The sequence below is a fragment of the Ferriphaselus amnicola genome, from assembly GCF_000974685.2.
GTDB lineage: Bacteria > Pseudomonadota > Gammaproteobacteria > Burkholderiales > Gallionellaceae > Ferriphaselus > Ferriphaselus amnicola.
In genome coordinates this window covers 45,334-62,348 of sequence record NZ_AP018738.1, presented here as the reverse complement: position 1 = coordinate 62,348, position 17,015 = coordinate 45,334, and the positions used below count along the sequence as shown (strand labels likewise).

Annotated in this window: 19 protein-coding genes; 7 read left to right on the top strand and 12 right to left on the bottom strand. The window is 54.1% G+C overall.

Translation table 11 applies throughout. From position 1 onward, the window contains the following. Positions 1 to 56 precede the first annotated feature (56 nt). Together glnA and OYT1_RS00300 are read right to left on the bottom strand one after the other, a co-directional pair. Positions 57 to 1,472: a type I glutamate--ammonia ligase gene (glnA, locus tag OYT1_RS00305; RefSeq protein ID WP_062627220.1), complete on the bottom strand. Its 1,416-nt coding sequence runs from the start codon at positions 1,470 to 1,472 to the stop codon at positions 57 to 59. 162 nt (positions 1,473 to 1,634) lie between these two features. Continuing rightward, complete coding sequence (locus tag OYT1_RS00300) at positions 1,635 to 2,801, bottom strand: cation diffusion facilitator family transporter (RefSeq protein WP_062627221.1); 1,167 nt, start codon at positions 2,799 to 2,801, stop codon at positions 1,635 to 1,637. A gap of 76 nt (positions 2,802 to 2,877) precedes the next feature. Here OYT1_RS00300 and OYT1_RS00295 point away from each other — a divergent pair, with 76 nt between their 5' ends. The 6 genes from OYT1_RS00295 (at position 2,878) to OYT1_RS00270 (ending at position 7,574) form a co-directional block, all read left to right on the top strand. Beyond that, positions 2,878 to 3,330 (top strand): rhodanese-like domain-containing protein, encoded by a 453-nt coding sequence (locus OYT1_RS00295; protein WP_062627358.1) that lies wholly within the window; start codon positions 2,878 to 2,880, stop codon positions 3,328 to 3,330. A 102-nt stretch (positions 3,331 to 3,432) separates the two neighbouring features. Then, the gene (gene aroQ, locus OYT1_RS00290; protein ID WP_062627222.1) at positions 3,433 to 3,867 is read left to right on the top strand and encodes a type II 3-dehydroquinate dehydratase; all 435 of its coding nucleotides are present in this window, start codon (positions 3,433 to 3,435) and stop codon (positions 3,865 to 3,867) included. Positions 3,868 to 3,876: 9 nt separating this feature from the next. Then, positions 3,877 to 4,326: an acetyl-CoA carboxylase biotin carboxyl carrier protein gene (accB, locus tag OYT1_RS00285; protein ID WP_062627223.1), complete on the top strand. Its 450-nt coding sequence runs from the start codon at positions 3,877 to 3,879 to the stop codon at positions 4,324 to 4,326. A 113-nt stretch (positions 4,327 to 4,439) separates the two neighbouring features. Beyond that, positions 4,440 to 5,795, top strand: coding sequence for an acetyl-CoA carboxylase biotin carboxylase subunit (gene accC / locus OYT1_RS00280; protein ID WP_062627359.1), 1,356 nt, complete (start codon positions 4,440 to 4,442; stop codon positions 5,793 to 5,795). Next, the gene (gene prmA / locus OYT1_RS00275) at positions 5,795 to 6,685 is read left to right on the top strand and encodes a 50S ribosomal protein L11 methyltransferase (RefSeq protein ID WP_062627224.1); all 891 of its coding nucleotides are present in this window, start codon (positions 5,795 to 5,797) and stop codon (positions 6,683 to 6,685) included. The genes accC and prmA overlap by 1 nt, the downstream gene beginning before the upstream one ends. Before the next feature lie 4 nt (positions 6,686 to 6,689). Further along, on the top strand, positions 6,690 to 7,574 hold the full coding sequence (locus tag OYT1_RS00270; RefSeq protein ID WP_084612038.1) for a DUF3426 domain-containing protein: 885 nt from the start codon (positions 6,690 to 6,692) through the stop codon (positions 7,572 to 7,574). On the opposite strand, the gene OYT1_RS00265 is transcribed toward OYT1_RS00270, so the two are convergent. From OYT1_RS00265 to OYT1_RS13505, 8 genes are all read right to left on the bottom strand, one after another. Further along, positions 7,560 to 8,432: an HDOD domain-containing protein gene (locus OYT1_RS00265; RefSeq protein WP_062627226.1), complete on the bottom strand. Its 873-nt coding sequence runs from the start codon at positions 8,430 to 8,432 to the stop codon at positions 7,560 to 7,562. The genes OYT1_RS00270 and OYT1_RS00265 overlap by 15 nt on opposite strands. Before the next feature lie 201 nt (positions 8,433 to 8,633). Beyond that, entirely contained in the window at positions 8,634 to 9,269 is a 636-nt protein-coding gene (locus OYT1_RS00260; RefSeq protein WP_062627227.1) for a carbonic anhydrase, read from the bottom strand. Continuing rightward, complete coding sequence (locus tag OYT1_RS00255; RefSeq protein ID WP_062627360.1) at positions 9,269 to 10,153, bottom strand: phosphoribosylaminoimidazolesuccinocarboxamide synthase; 885 nt, start codon at positions 10,151 to 10,153, stop codon at positions 9,269 to 9,271. The genes OYT1_RS00260 and OYT1_RS00255 overlap by 1 nt, the downstream gene beginning before the upstream one ends. Before the next feature lie 52 nt (positions 10,154 to 10,205). Further along, positions 10,206 to 10,697, bottom strand: coding sequence for a 5-(carboxyamino)imidazole ribonucleotide mutase (gene purE, locus OYT1_RS00250; RefSeq protein ID WP_062627228.1), 492 nt, complete (start codon positions 10,695 to 10,697; stop codon positions 10,206 to 10,208). A 116-nt stretch (positions 10,698 to 10,813) separates the two neighbouring features. Then, complete coding sequence (locus OYT1_RS00245) at positions 10,814 to 11,803, bottom strand: class 1 fructose-bisphosphatase (RefSeq protein WP_062627229.1); 990 nt, start codon at positions 11,801 to 11,803, stop codon at positions 10,814 to 10,816. A 78-nt stretch (positions 11,804 to 11,881) separates the two neighbouring features. Then, positions 11,882 to 12,730, bottom strand: a complete 849-nt coding sequence (gene purU, locus OYT1_RS00240) for a formyltetrahydrofolate deformylase (RefSeq protein WP_062627230.1) — start codon at positions 12,728 to 12,730, stop codon at positions 11,882 to 11,884. Between the two features lie 99 nt (positions 12,731 to 12,829). After that, positions 12,830 to 14,116 (bottom strand): GGDEF domain-containing protein, encoded by a 1,287-nt coding sequence (locus tag OYT1_RS00235; protein WP_172588484.1) that lies wholly within the window; start codon positions 14,114 to 14,116, stop codon positions 12,830 to 12,832. Positions 14,117 to 14,223: 107 nt separating this feature from the next. Beyond that, positions 14,224 to 14,592 (bottom strand): response regulator transcription factor, encoded by a 369-nt coding sequence (locus OYT1_RS13505; protein WP_232013199.1) that lies wholly within the window; start codon positions 14,590 to 14,592, stop codon positions 14,224 to 14,226. A 460-nt stretch (positions 14,593 to 15,052) separates the two neighbouring features. Between OYT1_RS13505 and OYT1_RS00225 the strand changes: the two genes are divergently transcribed. Further along, positions 15,053 to 15,787, top strand: coding sequence for a tRNA threonylcarbamoyladenosine dehydratase (locus OYT1_RS00225; protein WP_062627233.1), 735 nt, complete (start codon positions 15,053 to 15,055; stop codon positions 15,785 to 15,787). Here the strand turns inward: OYT1_RS00225 and trmL are convergent. Then, the gene (trmL, locus tag OYT1_RS00220; RefSeq protein ID WP_062627234.1) at positions 15,784 to 16,248 is read right to left on the bottom strand and encodes a tRNA (uridine(34)/cytosine(34)/5-carboxymethylaminomethyluridine(34)-2'-O)-methyltransferase TrmL; all 465 of its coding nucleotides are present in this window, start codon (positions 16,246 to 16,248) and stop codon (positions 15,784 to 15,786) included. The two genes, OYT1_RS00225 and trmL, sit on opposite strands and share 4 nt — an antisense overlap. A gap of 32 nt (positions 16,249 to 16,280) precedes the next feature. After that, positions 16,281 to 16,994, bottom strand: coding sequence for a ComF family protein (locus OYT1_RS00215; RefSeq protein ID WP_232013198.1), 714 nt, complete (start codon positions 16,992 to 16,994; stop codon positions 16,281 to 16,283). Positions 16,995 to 17,015: the final 21 nt, after the last annotated feature.

Sequence of the window (17,015 nt, the reverse complement as noted above, 5' to 3'; positions counted from 1 at the left end):
GGCCAAAAAACAAAAACGGGGCCGAAGCCCCGTTCCTGATACACCTGCGATATTGCTTACAGGCTGTAGTACATGTCGAATTCCACTGGATGCGTGGTCATGCGCATACGAGTCACTTCCGTCATCTTCAGTTCGATGTAAGCATCGATGAAGTCGTTGGAGAACACGCCGCCACGAGTCAAGAATTCACGATCTTTATCCAGAGCCGCCAGTGCTTCATCCAACGAAGTACATACGGTTGGGATCAGTGCATCTTCTTCGGGTGGCAGGTCGTACAGGTTCTTGTCAGCAGGATCGCCAGGGTGGATCTTGTTCTGAATACCATCCAAGCCCGCCATCATCAGTGCGGCAAAGCACAAGTATGGGTTAGCGGAAGGATCTGGGAAACGTGTCTCGATGCGGCGTGCCTTGTCGCTAGCGACGTGAGGGATACGGATCGAAGCGGAACGATTCTTGGCAGAGTAAGCCAGCTTGGTCGGTGCTTCGTAGTGAGGAACCAGACGCTTGTAGGAGTTGGTGCCCGGATTGGTGATCGCGTTCAGTGCCTTCGCATGCTTGATGATACCGCCGATGTAGTACAGGGCAGTCTCAGACAAACCGGCGTAGCCGTTGCCGGCGAACAGGTTCTTGCCATCTTTCCAGATAGACTGGTGAACGTGCATGCCAGAACCGTTATCGCCAACGATAGGCTTAGGCATGAAGGTCGCTGTCTTGCCGTACTGATGAGCGACGTTGAAAATCACGTACTTCTGAGCTTGGGTCTGGTCAGCGCGCTTAACCAGCGTGCTGAACTTGGTGCCCAGTTCGCACTGGCCAGCAGTCGCCACTTCGTGGTGATGCACTTCGACCTCGATACCGATGTCTTCCAGCGCCAGACACATTGCTGCACGGATGTCGTTCAGGCTATCAACGGGAGGAACTGGGAAATATCCACCCTTGACGGTAGGACGGTGGCCAGTATTGCCGCCATCGAATTTTTCACCAGAGGACCATGCCGCTTCTTCGGAATTGATTTTCACGAAGCAACCGGACATATCAATGTTCCAGTTAACGGAGTCGAAAATGAAGAACTCTGGCTCTGGGCCGAAGTAAGCAGTGTCACCCACGCCGGAAGATTTCAGGAATGCCTCAGCGCGCTTGGCGATGGAACGTGGATCGCGGTCGTAACCCTTGCCGTCAGATGGCTCGATCACGTCGCAAGTCAGCACCAAGGTGGTTTCGTCCATGAACGGGTCGATATAAGCCGAGTCAGGATCCGGCATCAACAACATGTCAGACGCTTGAATACCCTTCCAGCCAGCGATGGAGGAACCATCGAATGCGTGGCCATCTTCAAACTTGTCCGCCCCGAAATACTTGGCGGGTACGCCTACGTGCTGCTCTTTACCACGAGTATCGGTAAAACGCAGATCAACAAACTTGACTTCATTATCCTTGAGTAACTGAATTACATCTGCTGCCGACTTGGACATCGCTCTCTCCCAAATAAAAACAATTAAAACAAACCTGTCCTTCCTGAGCAGGAAGCGTGCCATACCGCATCGCTCGGAAAGCGGCATTTTGCCATATTCAATAAGGTAGATGGCAACAATCGTGCGCACCAACCCAGAGCGGCAGCCGCGCGAATTGCACCATTATTGGGCGAAAATTTGATAAATATGGATGGAACGAAACCAAGGATCATCCCCGACGATCTGCTCGCTTTTACGTTTTAGTGCGGCCAGCTCTTCGTGCTTGAGCCCAGCAGTAAATATTTCAATATCGACCTTGCCGTCGAGATAGTGAAGGACCACAGAGCTTTCGAGCGGCGCGGCGCTATCTAGTCGCTGCGACAAATGATCCAGCAGTTTGCTTCGGCTGGGCAAATGGGCATTTGGTCGGGCCTTGGAGTCATCCTCGGGGTCGATGTGAACCATCACGTCCATCACATGATGGTTACGCAGGACCCGCTGGCGGGCACTTTCAGCAATATAGTGCCCTTCAGATACGCTAATTCTTGGATTGACAATGACATGAGCATCCACCAAGGCGTGATCCGCCATTTTGCGCGTACGCAATTCGTGCAGGCTGAATACGCCAGGAGTATCCAGCAAGGTCTGGCGTATGGCTGCGACTTCGCTTTCATCTAGCCCCGTATCAATCAGCTCAGCCAAGGCCTCGCGCGCTAACTTCCCCCCCATGTGGGCAATCATCACCCCCACCACAGCGGCAGCCAACAGATCAAGAAAAGCGAAGCCAAGCAAGTTGCCACCGATACCAGCCAGCACCACTAGCGAAGAGGCAGCATCAGAGCGGGCATGCCAAGCATTGGCGACCAACATCTGCGAGCGCACCCGCTTGGCGACAGCCAGCATATAACGAAACATCCCTTCCTTGGCCGCCAGCGCCACCAAAGCTACCCAAAACGTCACAGGATGAACCACCTGCACTTGCGCAGGATGTTGCAAGCGCAGTGCCGCTGCCACTAGCAAAGCCACACCTAGCGCAGCCAGTAGCACACCCAAAATCAACGTGGCTGCCGTTTCGATACGTGCATGACCGTAAGGATGATTGGCATCAGCATGACGATTTCCCTGTCGATTGGCATAAAGCACCAGCACGTCAGAGAGCAAGTCCGACAGCGAATGCAAGCCGTCAGCCATCAAAGATTGTGATCGACCAAAATACCCGGCCAGTATCTGAAGCACCGTCAACAGCAAGTTGATGACAATACTTACCCAAGTGCTCTTTCGTGCGGCGGCAAAGCGCTCTGGATGCTTAGGCTCAAACTCTGGAGACATTGTCTGGGTGTGATTTTTCATGCGGGATGGGTTAGTATTCTGCGTCGGGCGCAGGATACCACTTGCGCCACTATCATTGAATATGGATGCCATTCTTATGGGAAATATCACCAAGATACTGCAAGCGGCACAACAACGCGCTCAGGAAATGAAGTTGTCGTATCAAGGTGCGCTGACTCCTAATGAGGCCTATGAGCTGATGAACCAAGCTTCTGGTGCCGTCTTAGTGGATGTACGAACCACTGCAGAGACGATCTGGGTCGGCCAAGTTCCGGGGGCAGTGGAAATCGAATGGATGGGCTACCCGTCAATGAGGCCGAATGCACACTTCCTTGCGCAGCTCGAACAGGAAGTCTCTAAAGAAGCATTAGTAGCGTTCATTTGCCGAAGTGGGCAACGCTCTCATCACGCCGCAGTCGCAGCTACGCAGGCTGGCTACGTTAACTGCTTCAATGTGCTAGAGGGATTTGAGGGCGATCTGAACGATGAAGGGCATCGTAATGTGCTGAATGGTTGGCGCGCCCTAGGGTTGCCCTGGGAGCAAACCTAAGTAATAGATGCCATCACCTGGCTTCGCCCACAAGCCGAATTCTTTCGGCTTATTTTCATCAAAATCTGGACAACCACCCCTCATTTGCGGCAAACTTCGCTCATGAAGAATGTACTTGTCTTGCATGGTCCAAATCTGAATCTGCTCGGCAGCCGTGAGCCGGCCGTGTATGGACGCGTCACGTTGGTCGAAATTGACCAAAAATTGGCGCAGTTTGCCCGCGAACAAGGAGCAGAGTTATCTGCTTTCCAAAGTAATGCTGAATCTGCCTTGATTGAGCGTATCCATGCCGCTCGATTGGATGGCACCACCTTTATAGTAATCAACCCTGCCGCATTTACCCACACGAGCGTCGCTTTGCGTGATGCACTCGCCGCAGTGGGCATTCCTTTCATCGAGGTTCACTTGTCCAATGTATTCGCTCGCGAATCATTCCGCCACGAGTCGTATTTTTCAGACATCGCGGTGGGAATCATTAGCGGTCTGGGTGCAACCGGCTATGAGCTGGCAGTGCAGTACGCGCTGCAACAACCCTAGGAGACAATAATGGATTTACGTAAACTCAAAGCACTGGTCGATCTGGTCGAAGGCTCAGGAATCGCCGAACTAGAAATTTCCGAAGGCGAAGAGCGTGTTCGCATCACGCGCACCGTTGCTGCCAGTCAGCAGCTCTACGCTGCACCACAGCCGGTCGCCATGCCAACTGCTCAAGTCGCTGCACCTGCTATTGCCTCTGAACCAGCCAAGCCTGCCGAACCGGAGGGTCACGTGGTTAAGTCCCCGATGGTTGGCACGTTCTATCGATCATCTTCGCCAGGTGCCAAGGCATTTGTTGATGTCGGACAAAGTGTCAATGCTGGCGATACGTTGTGCATCATCGAGGCGATGAAGTTACTCAACGAAATCGACTCCGACAAAGCAGGCGTAATCAAAGCTGTTCTAGTAGAAAATGGTCAGCCCGTCGAGTACGGCCAACCACTATTTGTAATCGGCTGATCATGTTTGAAAAGACCCCCGCTCTTCAAGCCGCCGATGACGGTGCTCAGGGCAGCGTGTTGAAGCGCACGATTTTGCGTGCTGCCGCTGCCGCCAAGCCTGAACCAGTCCCAATGTTTGAGAAAGTACTGATTGCCAATCGAGGCGAAATCGCACTGCGCATTCAGCGCGCATGTCGCGAAATGGGTATCAAAACCGTTGCGGTTCACTCCGAAGCCGATGCTGATGCAAAATACGTCAAGCTAGCCGACGAATCGGTGTGTATTGGCCCCGCCCCTTCGGGACAAAGCTACCTCAGCATCCCAGCCATTATCAGCGCCGCCGAAGTCACTGATGCTCAAGCGATCCACCCCGGTTATGGATTTCTCTCCGAGAATGCAGATTTTGCTGAGCGCGTAGAAAAGAGTGGCTTCGTATTCATCGGCCCACGCGCGGAAACCATCCGCTTGATGGGGGATAAAGTATCTGCCAAGAATGCCATGAAGAAAGCAGGCGTTCCCTGCGTCCCTGGTGTCGATGGTGCTTTGCCTGACGATCCAGCGGAGATCATCAAGATTGCTCGCAGCATCGGCTACCCAGTCATCATCAAGGCCGCAGGCGGCGGCGGCGGGCGCGGTATGCGTGTAGTGCATACGGAAGCAGCGCTGCTTAATGCGGTAACCATGACCAAGACGGAAGCTCAGGCCGCCTTCAATAATCCCATGGTTTACATGGAGAAATTCCTCGAAAATCCGCGTCACATCGAGATTCAGATCCTAGCAGACCAGCACGGCAACGCCGTTTACTTGGGTGAGCGCGACTGCTCCATGCAGCGACGCCACCAAAAGATCATCGAAGAGGCTCCAGCCCCGCTGCTCAATCCGAGATTGCGCAACAAGATCGGTGAGCGCTGCGCAGAAGCTTGTCGCAAAATCGGCTATCGAGGCGCGGGCACGTTCGAGTTCCTGTATGAGAACGGAGACTTCTTTTTCATCGAGATGAATACTCGCGTACAGGTTGAGCATCCGGTCAGCGAAATGATTACCGGCATTGACATCGTACAGCAGCAGATTCGCATCGCCGCAGGTGAGAAGCTTAGCTTCCGCCAAAAGGACATTGAGTTCCGTGGTCACGCCATCGAGTGTCGCATCAATGCGGAGCACCCGTATAAATTCATCCCATCGCCAGGCCGCATCACCACTTGGCACGTTCCTGGCGGACCTGGCATTCGCGTTGATTCACATGTATATGCAAATTATTTCGTCCCGCCAAATTACGATTCCATGATCGGCAAGCTGATCGCCTACGGCGATACTCGCGAACAGGCACTAGCAAGAATGCGTACGGCTCTGTCTGAAATGGCGGTCGAGGGTATCGACACTAATATCGCGCTACATCAGGAGCTATTGCAAGATGCCGCCTTTATTCGTGGCGGTACGAACATCCATTATCTTGAGCACAAGCTGGCCGAGAAATCGAAGGTCAAATAATGGCCTGGCAAACGCTGACGGTTCATGCCGATGCCAGTTATGCCGAAGCCCTGAGTGAAGCGCTGCTGGAAAGTGGCGCTTTATCAGTGGATATGCTCGATGCGGATGCCGATACGCCGGATGAGCAAGCGATATTCGGTGAGCCGGGTGAGCCAACCACCTCTGTTTGGCAACACAATCTTGTGACGGCGCTGTTCGATAGTGCAGCTCAAGCGGAGTCGGCGCTTCGCAGTGCCTGCTCTGCCATCGGTCTAGTTGAGCTGCCGATGTTTTCGATGGCCGCGCTACCTGACAACGACTGGGTGCGCCTGACTCAATCACAGTTCGATCCCATACGCATTTCCGAACGCCTTTGGATTGTTCCTACGTGGCATTCGCCTACGGACAGTCAGGCGATCAACATCGCTTTGGATCCAGGCTTGGCTTTCGGTACCGGTAGCCACCCAACTACTCGCCTATGTCTTCGCTGGCTGGACAAGCAGATCAAGGGCCAAGAGAGTGTGCTCGATTATGGTTGCGGGTCTGGCATTTTAGCAATTGCCGCGCTCAAACTCGGGGCGGGCAGTGCCGTCGGGGTGGACGTGGATGCGCAGGCGGTGCAAGCCAGCCACGATAACGCCATGGCCAATCATGTCACCGCGACGTTCTCCTTGCCCAACTCCGCATCAAATGAACAGTTTGACGTGGTCATCGCCAACATTCTGACTAACCCTCTCCGAGTTTTGGCACCTCTGTTAGCGGCTGCCACGAAATCCGGTGGGCAAATTGTCCTATCTGGAATATTGGCTGAGCAGGCGACGGATGTAATTGCGATATACAGTGCATGGTTCGACTTCGATCCGCCTGAATTCGAGGACGGCTGGACTCGCCTGTCAGGCTGCAAGCGCTGAGACCATGAGCTGGATCACCCAGTGTCCCCATTGCAAGACACGGTTTCGCATTCATCAGGAACAACTTGATGTTCGGCGTGGCTTGGTGTGTTGTGGCCGATGCCAACATGCGTTCAATGCCCGCGAGCAGCTTTTTCCTAATGCCGATATTGACCATCCGAAGGAGCCATCTGATGGACAGGATGCCATATCGTCTCCCCTGATGGACGGCTCCAATCAGCCTTCCGCGATCCAGCCTAACAAAGCCATTCCAGAAAATATTGCTATCACGGCCATCTCGCCAACAATAGCTCCCAATATCGCATCCTCTGCCCAATTAGCGCCGCCAGAGGCAGCGCTAGAGATTCAGACACAACCTCCCCCGGCGCCTTCAGATATTCCTGCGTTGGCCAACTCCAACTCTCCTTGGTGGATTGCAGGAGTATTGGGCTTGTCGCTTATGTTGCTACTGCAACTGGGGTACTCTTTCCGAGTTGTGCTAATAGCACGTGCGCCCATGCTTGAGCCCATATTCGCTACTTACTGCAAACTTGCTGGCTGTACGATTGAGCTACCGCAGCAAGCTGAGCTATTGCTACTTGAAACCTCGGGTCTGGAGGCCATCGAAGGGAAGGGTAATCAGATAGAGCTCTCCGCCCTGATTCGAAATCGTGCCAACTTTTCGCAGACATATCCGAGTCTGCAGCTGGCATTGACTAACCAACAGGACACTGTGATCGCCCGTCGAAGCTTCGCGCCCGAGGACTACTTGCCTACAGAGATGGAGGAGAAGAAGGGGATAGGGGCCGGCCAAATACTTGAGGTGCACACTCCTTTAGACATCAACGGCTTAGCACCGGTCGGCTATAAACTATTGCTATTCTATCCGCACAGCTCAGCCAAAATTTGAGGCCATCTTTTTAGCTTGCTCAGTTTGCTCCTGAATCAAAGAGGCAATATCCTCCGCACGACTCGGGTCTATACCAAATGAGAGCCATTCATCTTCGGTAATCTCTGGCGTAACAAACTCGGCGATACCAAATGCTGGCAGCAGCTTTTCAGCGAGGTTTAGCAAGCCAACCAAGGGCTGACCTACGTCAGAGCCTTCATCAGCTGGTAAGTGGTGATAGCGCAATACTGAAACTACGTTTTCCGGCAAATCCCAGTGAGTAGCCAACTGCGCTCCCATCTCGGCATGCCCAAGCTCTAGCAACCCAGCCTCAACCTCCTGAACAGGACTCTCTGGATTCTCAGCCAGTCGGGCATGTAATTCGTCACTCAGTTTAGGATCAATGTAGTTCAGCACCAGAAACCCGATGTCATGCAATAGGCCGGCAAGGAATATCTCATCTTCTAAGGGCCGAGTGCGCAGCGGCATAGCACGTGCCAATACACGCATCGCTAGGGCAACTCCCATACTATGCAACCACAGATCCTGAACCTTTAGCTTGCCCATGGGATGCCGTGTCAGCGTTGACATGACCGCAATCCCCACTGCTACAGATTTGACCCGAGTAATGCCCAGCAACATAGCGGCATCGGAAACCGAGCTGACCTTTTTAGAGGCCCCGAACATGGGAGTGTTTGACAACCCAATGATCCGAGCAGAGATTTGTGGATCGGTGCCTATCAGCTTGAGTAAATCCCGCTCGCCTTCTTCGGTATCAAGCGGCAAAGACAGAATCCTCTGAACCACACTAGGCATGGCAGGAAGGGCTTCCAGGTTTTTGATTGAAACTTTCAAATTAGCGGACGTATTTTCACTCATCTCTACTCTCAAAACGTGTTGTTTTAGATCGAAAGCTACCGATGACATTGTAACCAAATCAGGAACAAGAGGTAGAGGAACTCTAGTAATTAATCGGACTAAATTACTAGCCACCATGTATCTCTGAGTTACTCCTGTTCTCGCTGGATGTAACTAAGCTCTGTGGACCTGCTTTGGTGAAAGGGAGGCCCACTAAGCCACTTAAAGATTATTAAAGCTTTGAGTAGATTGATTATATTCCAATAACCGCCCATGCTCTATGTCGAAATACCAGCCATGCAAGGTCAGCGTTCTACGCTCTACCCGCTCACGTATCCAATCGAAAGTCATCAGATTATTGAGTGAGCCCAAGATGGCACGCTGCTCACAGGCTTCGAGCTGCACCTCTAAGGGTGCATCCGGCAGATCGCGCAAGACGCTCGTCCTTGCATCTTCGGCCAAACGCATCCAGCTATTGATAAAAGATTCCTGCGCTTGGCCACCTCCGCCCATTAGTAGCGCACGAATGCCGCCACAATGAGCATGTCCCAAGACAATGATGTGCTCGACTCCTAATGTTCGCACGGCATAGTCGAGAGCAGCACTGGTGCCATGACGACCGCCGTAGCGTGTTTCTACAGGCGGCACCAAGTTGGCCACATTACGAATGACGAACAAATCACCTGGGGCGCAGTCGAGCACTAGCGCTGGGTCAACGCGGGAATCACAACAGGCAACGACCAGCGTCTTGGGCGTTTGTCCGTCAATCACTAATTGCCGGTAAAGCGCATCGTCTTCCGCGAAATGCTGTTCGCGGAAACGGCGAAAGCCTTCGATGAGCTGGCTGGGTGCAGTCATCAGGCGGTCAGGCGTTGCAGTGCTTCGCTGTACTTCTCAGCGGTCTTTTCCAGCACATCAGATGGCGCATTGGGTGCGGGCGGTTGCTTATTCCAGCCAGTGGACTCTAGCCAGTCGCGCACGAATTGCTTATCGTAGCTGGGTGGGTTGCTGCCTACTTGGTATTGCTCCGCAGGCCAAAAGCGGGAAGAGTCTGGCGTCAGCGCCTCGTCAATCAGATACATCTTACCTGCCGCGTCCGTACCGAATTCGAACTTGGTATCAGCGATGATGATGCCTTTAGTCAGGGCAAAATCAGCTGCCTGAGTGTAGAGCGCCAGCGTAGCCGCCTTCACTTCTTCAGCACGAGCCGCGCCGAGCAGCTTCACTACTTCGTCGAACGAGATATTCTCGTCATGGTCGCCCACGGCGGCTTTGGTCGAGGGTGTGAATAGCGGCTGCGGCAACTTCTGCGCTTCCTGCAAGCCTGCCGGCAGGGCGATGCCGCACACCGCGCCGGTCTTTTTGTAATCCTTCCAGCCAGAGCCGACCAGATACCCGCGCACAATGGCTTCGACTGGCAGCGGCTTGAGGCGCTTAACCACGAACGCGCGTCCCTGGACCTGAGCACGGTCAGCATCCGTTTTAACCACGTCTTCTGGCGCGATGCCGGAGAGATGGTTGGGGATGACGTGGCCGAGCTTGGCGAACCAGAAGTTGGACAGCGAGGTCAGCACTTCGCCCTTGCCGGGAACTGGGTCCGGCAAGATCACATCGAAGGCGGACAAACGGTCGGTTTGCACGATCAGCAGGTGCTGGTCATCTACCTCGTAGAGGTCGCGCACTTTGCCGCGATGCAGGAACTTCAGGCTGGTCAGGTTGGATTCGTGTAGAGCGGACATGATGGTCTCGGTAGTGATTCGCTCACCCGGCACAATCGTCGGGTGAGCGTGAAAGTTACAGGGTAGGCAAAGTCGTCGAGGCAATCTGGTCGGCTTGCTTTTGGCGGTAGGCTTTCAGCTTGTCGGCCAGTACAACATCGTTCAGCGCCAACATGGACACAGCGAACAGCCCGGCATTAGCCGCGCCCGCTTCGCCAATCGCGAACGTGGCCACTGGAATGCCCTTGGGCATCTGCACGATGGACAGCAGTGAATCCATGCCTTTCAAATATTTGGATGGAATCGGCACACCCAGCACCGGCAGGGTGGTCTTGCTGGCAATCACGCCAGCCAAGTGAGCTGCCGCACCGGCACCGGCGATGAAGCACTGCACACCGCTGTCGGACATCTCCTTGATGTAGGAGAACAGCAGATCGGGAGCGCGATGCGCAGAGATGACGCGCGCGTCATACTCCACACCGAAATCCTTCAAGGCCTGAGCGGATTGCTGCATAACATCCCAGTCATTGGCGCTACCCATGATGATGGAAACTAATGGCTTGTTCATGTTGCTTTCCCTCTCCTCTATCCTCGCCCGCAAGCGGGCGAGGAGGCGAACGAACCGCTACGCGGATTGTATATTTTGGACGTGAAAACGCCCCCGAACTGGGGGCGCGTTCGGAGTTAAACGCCTTGGTGGTAAGAAACCACGCGATCAACCTCGTTCTTAGAACCCAGAATCACTGGCACGCGCTGGTGCAAACCGTTCGGCTGGATTTCCATGATGCGTTGACGGCCGGTGGAAGACACCCCGCCCGCTTGTTCCACGATGAAGGACATCGGGTTGGCTTCATACATCAGGCGCAGCTTGCCAGCCTTGGTCGGATCCTTGGTGTCGAACGGGTACATGAACACACCGCCACGGCACAGGATACGGTGAACTTCCGCCACCATGGATGCGACCCAACGCATATTGAAGTTCTTCTCGCGACCGCCATCCTTGCCCTTGACACATTCTTCGACGTAGCGCTGAACGGGCGCTTCCCAGAAGCGGCGGTTAGACATATTGATCGCGAATTCAGCGGTGTCAGCTGGGATCATCATGCCGGGGTTGGTCAGCACGAATTCGCCGGTCTCGACATCCAGTGTAAAGCCATTCACGCCGTGGCCCGTGGTCAGCACCATCATGGTGGAAGAACCATACAGTGCATAGCCGCCGCACAGTTGCTGAACACCAGGTTGCAGGAAGTCAGCCACGGCTGGGTTCTTGTTCGGTGCCTTCAGGATCGAGAAGATGGTACCCACAGAAATGTTCACGTCCACGTTGGAGGAGCCGTCCAAGGGATCGTACACCAGCAGATAGTCGCCACGCTGGATGCCTGCGCTGATTTCATAGGGATCATCCATTTCTTCAGAAGCCAAGCCAGCGTAGAAGCCGGTGATTTCGTTATCGTGGGTGAAAATGTCGTTGGTGATCACATCCAGTTTCTTCTGGGTCTCACCCTGAATGTTCTCGCTAGCAGCGTAGCCCATCACACCAGACAGCGCGCCGCGATTCACAGCAACGGCGATCCTGCGGCAGGAATCAGCAATTTCAAAGATCAGTGCGGAAATATCTGGGCCGCCATGCTGGCGTTGTTCTTCAACGATAAACTCTTGCAAACTCTTGGCCATGCTGTTTCTCCTCGTAAAAATTTTTTGTGATTGCGCGATTTTACAGGTTTTCGGGCACTCACTCCATGACAACCTTGTTTATTTGAACACAATGGTCTTGTTACCGCAGACCAGTACCCTATCCTCGATGTGGTAACGCAGGCCACGCGACAGCACCGTTTTCTCGATATCGCGACCGTAGCGCACCAGATCGTCCACCGTATCACCGTGGTCGATGCGCACGGTATCTTGCTCAATGATCGGCCCCGCATCTAACTCATCCGTAACGAAATGGCAGGTCGCACCGATGAGTTTAACGCCGCGTTGGTGCGCTTGATGGTAAGGCTTGGCACCCACAAAGGATGGTAGAAAACTGTGGTGGATGTTGATGATGCGCCGAGGAAAGCGCTGACACAGCGACGGCGGCAAAATTTGCATGAAGCGCGCCAGCACCATCGTATCGCCGCGATGCTCCTCGAACAGCGCCGCAATACGCTCGAACGCGGCGGACTTATCGCTCATGTCCACATGAATGAACGGGATACCGTGCCATTCGACAAAGCTGCGCAAATCCTCGTGATTAGAGATGACGCAGGGAATATCCACCTGCAACTCGCCGCTACGCCAACGGTACAGCAAGTCGTCCAGACAATGATCCTGCTTGCTGACCAGCACTACCAGCCGCTTCTTGATGGCGGAATCTGAAAGCTGCCATTCCATGCCAAATTCGGCGGCGAGTGGCGCAAAGCGACGACAAAACTCGTCCGCATCGAACGGCAACGAGTCCGCCCGGACCTCTTGACGCATGAAGAAGCGCTGCTCCTCGTGCTCGGTGTGATAACTCGCTTCAACGATGAAGCCACCATGCTGTGCGATAAAGCCGGAAACGGCAGCAATGATGCCTGCGCGGTCAGGGCAGGAGATGGTCAGGGTGTAGTGCCGCGACATGCTAATCCTCAGAGGCTATGCGATTGGGTTGCGCTTTGTCTCACAAAACAGCCAACAAGTCTATTGTCGGAAAAAGCCATCACCAATGCTTAACAGACGTCAGGATTCCATACCTGCATCCACCTCAACCAGGTTTCGCCCTTGAGCCTTTGCACGGTACAGCGCACGATCGACACGCTGAAAAAAGGATGACTCATCTTCATTGACCGAATATTCACCCACACCGGCGCTGATCGAAACCGATACATCATCCTGATAGCTGAGATGCTCAACCATTTCCCGCAGCCTGTTGGCAAAGAGCGTAGCATCCACTAACTTAGTATTTGCCAGCAGCACAGCGAACTCCTCACCACCCCAACGTACTGCAGTATCAGTTTTCCGCACCAAACTCTCCATGATACCGGCGATGACTTTGAGTATTTCATCACCAATCAAGTGGCCGTGCTTATCGTTAATGAGCTTAAAGCGGTCAATGTCGAGAATGACCAGCGAAAATGCATCGCCTCCATAACGCCGCATCCGCTCGATCTCTTCGAGCATACGCAAATGCAACATCCGGCGATTACCCAAGCCCGTCAGCACGTCGGTCACCGTCAATTTCTCGAGGCTACGCGTGCGCTGCTCCAAAATCTCGACCAGCTCATGCAGCTCGGCAGTATGACTCTTAATCAGATTCACCCAAGAGCCGTAGGCGAACCCAACCAGTTCACTTTGCTTGAGCACGCCGACTACTCGATCCTGCTCATCCACCACAATTGCTCGCTTGATGTTGAACTCACGCAGTTGCAACAGCGCATTGCTGATGGAGAAATTAACCGGTGTGGTAATTACCGGACTAGTCATGTAATAGGCAAGTGACTGATCCATGGCCGCCCCCGACGTGACCAAGCCAAAGATGTCTTGCGCGGTAATGATGCCAACCGCTCGACCCGATTCGACGACGATGATGGAGTCTTCTTGCTTCTTGATGTGATGAGCCACATCTTCCAATATCCAGTCCGCCGTGAACATAACGGGAGCGGATCGAGCGACGATGTCCCCTACCGTCTTTCGCTCCATTAGTACCGATGGGTCGATCGAGTGCAGAATGTCGCTGTAGGTCACGATGCCGACTAGGTTGCCTGCTTGATCGGTCACGCCCAAGTGACGCCGACCAGCCCGTTCCATCAACTCAAAGGCGACCAGCACCCGCTCCGCCTCGGACAGACAGTCGATCATATGGATAGGTGTTTCATGCAGCGGCGTATTAAGGTCGCCGCCAGCATGGACAAATTCAAGCAAATCCTCCATGGAAAAGATGTGTTTTTTTCCGCCGTGTTCAATGGCAATGGAGCTAACTTTTTGCTCGCTCATCAGCTTGGCTGCGACCATAACGGTCAGATCCAAATCACCTCGCAACAAGGTTCTTTGCGCAATTGAACCAACGGTAGGAAACGCTTGGAAATCCATAATCTTCACCAAATTTTGAGCATGCTCAGCAGACGCTGGGCCGACTACTCACCCCTGATACTTAATTGCGAAAAGCTATCAAAACACCTTACCAAGTCCACCAACGAGTCAGAATTCGTTTTCTCCATCACTCTAGCGCGATGCGCTTTGACCGTTTTGATCGAGATGCCCAGTTCCGCCGCGATCTCCTGATTGGTCAGCCCCCTCACCACCAGCGACCCAACCTCACGCTCGCGCTTACTCAGGCAGGTGATCCGCTCGGTGATATGCGCAGCACCACTCAATAGTTTCTCGTGGTAGTCAAATGCGGACATCACACCCGCACCGAGCTGACCAACTGTGCAAGGCTTCTCGATAAAGCTGTAGAAGCCCATCCTTGCCAGCTTGGACAACTCACAAGAAAAATTCGGCACCCCGATGTAAATCTTGGGTATGTCACGGACAGCGTTTGGAAACGAATTTTCGTTGATCAACCTCAGTACTTGTACCTCAATCACTAAACAGCACGCCCGCTTTATGATTGTCGGATTGGCACTCTGACTCGCCATCCATTCGATGAATTCCGAGTGATTGTTGAATGTTTCGACGGAAAATTGTTGGCGCCAAGCGAAGCGAGAAAGTGCCTTGTACGTTGCGGAATCAGCATCCACCACGATTGCAGTTCTCTCCAAACTCTGCTGCATACTCCTCGGCTCCCCTATAAGTACAACTCACATATTATTATTTTGCGAGGGTGTTTGGATGATTGTATAGAAGCTACGCGAGCCCCACTATTGGACTTAAGGCTTAAATTCCTTGTTTCACATTCACAACCCGCAGTAAATTGAATATCCTTCGGTGCCGACTACCTTCACCCATCCACTAGGAGTTCTCATGTCCGCCACCCCTCCCCAATTTGAACGGACTCACATTCTTGTCGGAGACTCCGGCATCACCAAGCTCGCCAATAAACATGTGTTCGTCGCCGGAATGGGCGGTGTCGGCTCCTACTGCACCGAGGCTCTGGCGCGTGCTGGCATTGGGCGACTGACCTTGCTCGACCACGATGTGATTGCCGTCAGCAATATCAATCGCCAACTGCCTGCGCTGCTTTCCACCGTCGGCCAGTCCAAGGCTGAGTTAATGCGCGCCCGTATTGCTGACATTAACCCGGACTGTCAGGTCACGGTGCTGAGTGTCTTTCTGAACACGGAGAACGTCAATGAACTGGTGCCCGCCGACGCGGATTACGTAGTGGACTGCATCGATTCGCTGGCCTGCAAAGAGGCGCTGGTGGCAGAAAGCTTCAAGCGCGGGCTCAAGGTCGCGTCCAGTATGGGGGCAGGTAACCGCCTCGATCCGACATACATCAAGACGGCTGACATCAGCAAGACCGAAGTCTGCCCGCTAGCACGCCAACTGCGCAAACGTCTGTTGCGCCATCACAATATCCGCCGGGGCATCATCACCGTGTTCTCCAATGAATCCCCCAGCGACCCGCTACCGCCGCAACCCGTCGATGGCAGCGGTCGCCCGCGCGCCGTGAACGGCACCATCAGTTACATGCCGCCATTGTTCGGCTACACCTTGGCGGGCGCAGTGATCCAACGACTGCTTGAAGCAGATTAAACTGCATTCGCAAATTCACACTGCCGCCAAGCTTCATAAACTGCAATAGCAACGGTGTTGGAGAGGTTGAGGCTGCGGTTATCCGGCAGCATGGGCAAGCGCAAGCGCTGTTCGGGCGGGAGTGAAGCGCGCACCTCTTCCGGCAGGCCACGGCTTTCTGGACCGAACAGGAAAGCGTCGCTGGGTTGAAAGCTCACGGAGTGGTAGGGCTGTGAGCCCTTGGTGGTGAAGGCGAACACGCGCGCATCCGGCAGGGTTCGCAGGCAGGCAGCAAGATCGTCGTGGACTTTCAGCGTGGCGTACTCGTGGTAATCCAGACCGGCGCGTTTGAGCTGCTTATCGTCCAGTGCAAAACCCAACGGGCGAATTAGGTGCAATTGCGCGCCGGTGTTGGCGCACAAACGAATGACATTACCGGTGTTGGGCGGAATCTCAGGCTGGAACAGAATGACGTGGAACATCGGTACAGGCACGATCTAAAGGAGCGACGATTCTACCTCGAATGCGGCAAGGTCCGCGCCACCACCCACGCGCTCACCTCGCACGCCCCCGCCGCTTTTAGTGTCTTTGCCAACTCATTGAGCGACGCGCCGGTGGTCATCACATCGTCCACGATGGCGACATGTAGGCCCGCCACTTCGCTGCCGCAGGCAAATGCCTGTTTGAGGTTCTTCTTGCGCTCTTTCCACGGCAAGCCAGATTGCGGCGAAGTGTCGCGTACGCGCTGGGTGACGGTTGGCAATAGCGGAATATCCAAGTGGCGGGCGAGATACCGCGACAGCTCTAATGACTGATTGAAGCCGCGCTCCCGCAGCCGCGCTGGATGTAAGGGCATAGGAATAATGCAGCTCGGATGTGCCTTGATAAGCGGCAGCATCGACTCGGCTAGGCTGCGCGCCAAGGTCAATTGCTCGTTGAACTTGAGCGCTTGCACCAACTTGTCCACGGGAAAGCTGTAAGCGAACGCAGCAACAGTACGCTCAAATTGTGGCGGGCGCTGCAAACAATGACCACACACCGCGCTGTCGTGGGTAGGCAACGCACATTGCGGGCAATGGGCGGGAGATAGATAGGGCAAGGCCACATCGCAAGCATCGCACCAAGCGCGTTGGCGGCTGGGGGCTCCACACAGCAAACAGGGATGATCTGGCAAAATCCGCTCCATTTCAAGGCGAATGTTCAGCAATGCTGCGCTCAAAATTGACAAGGTAAACCCCTTCGAGGATGA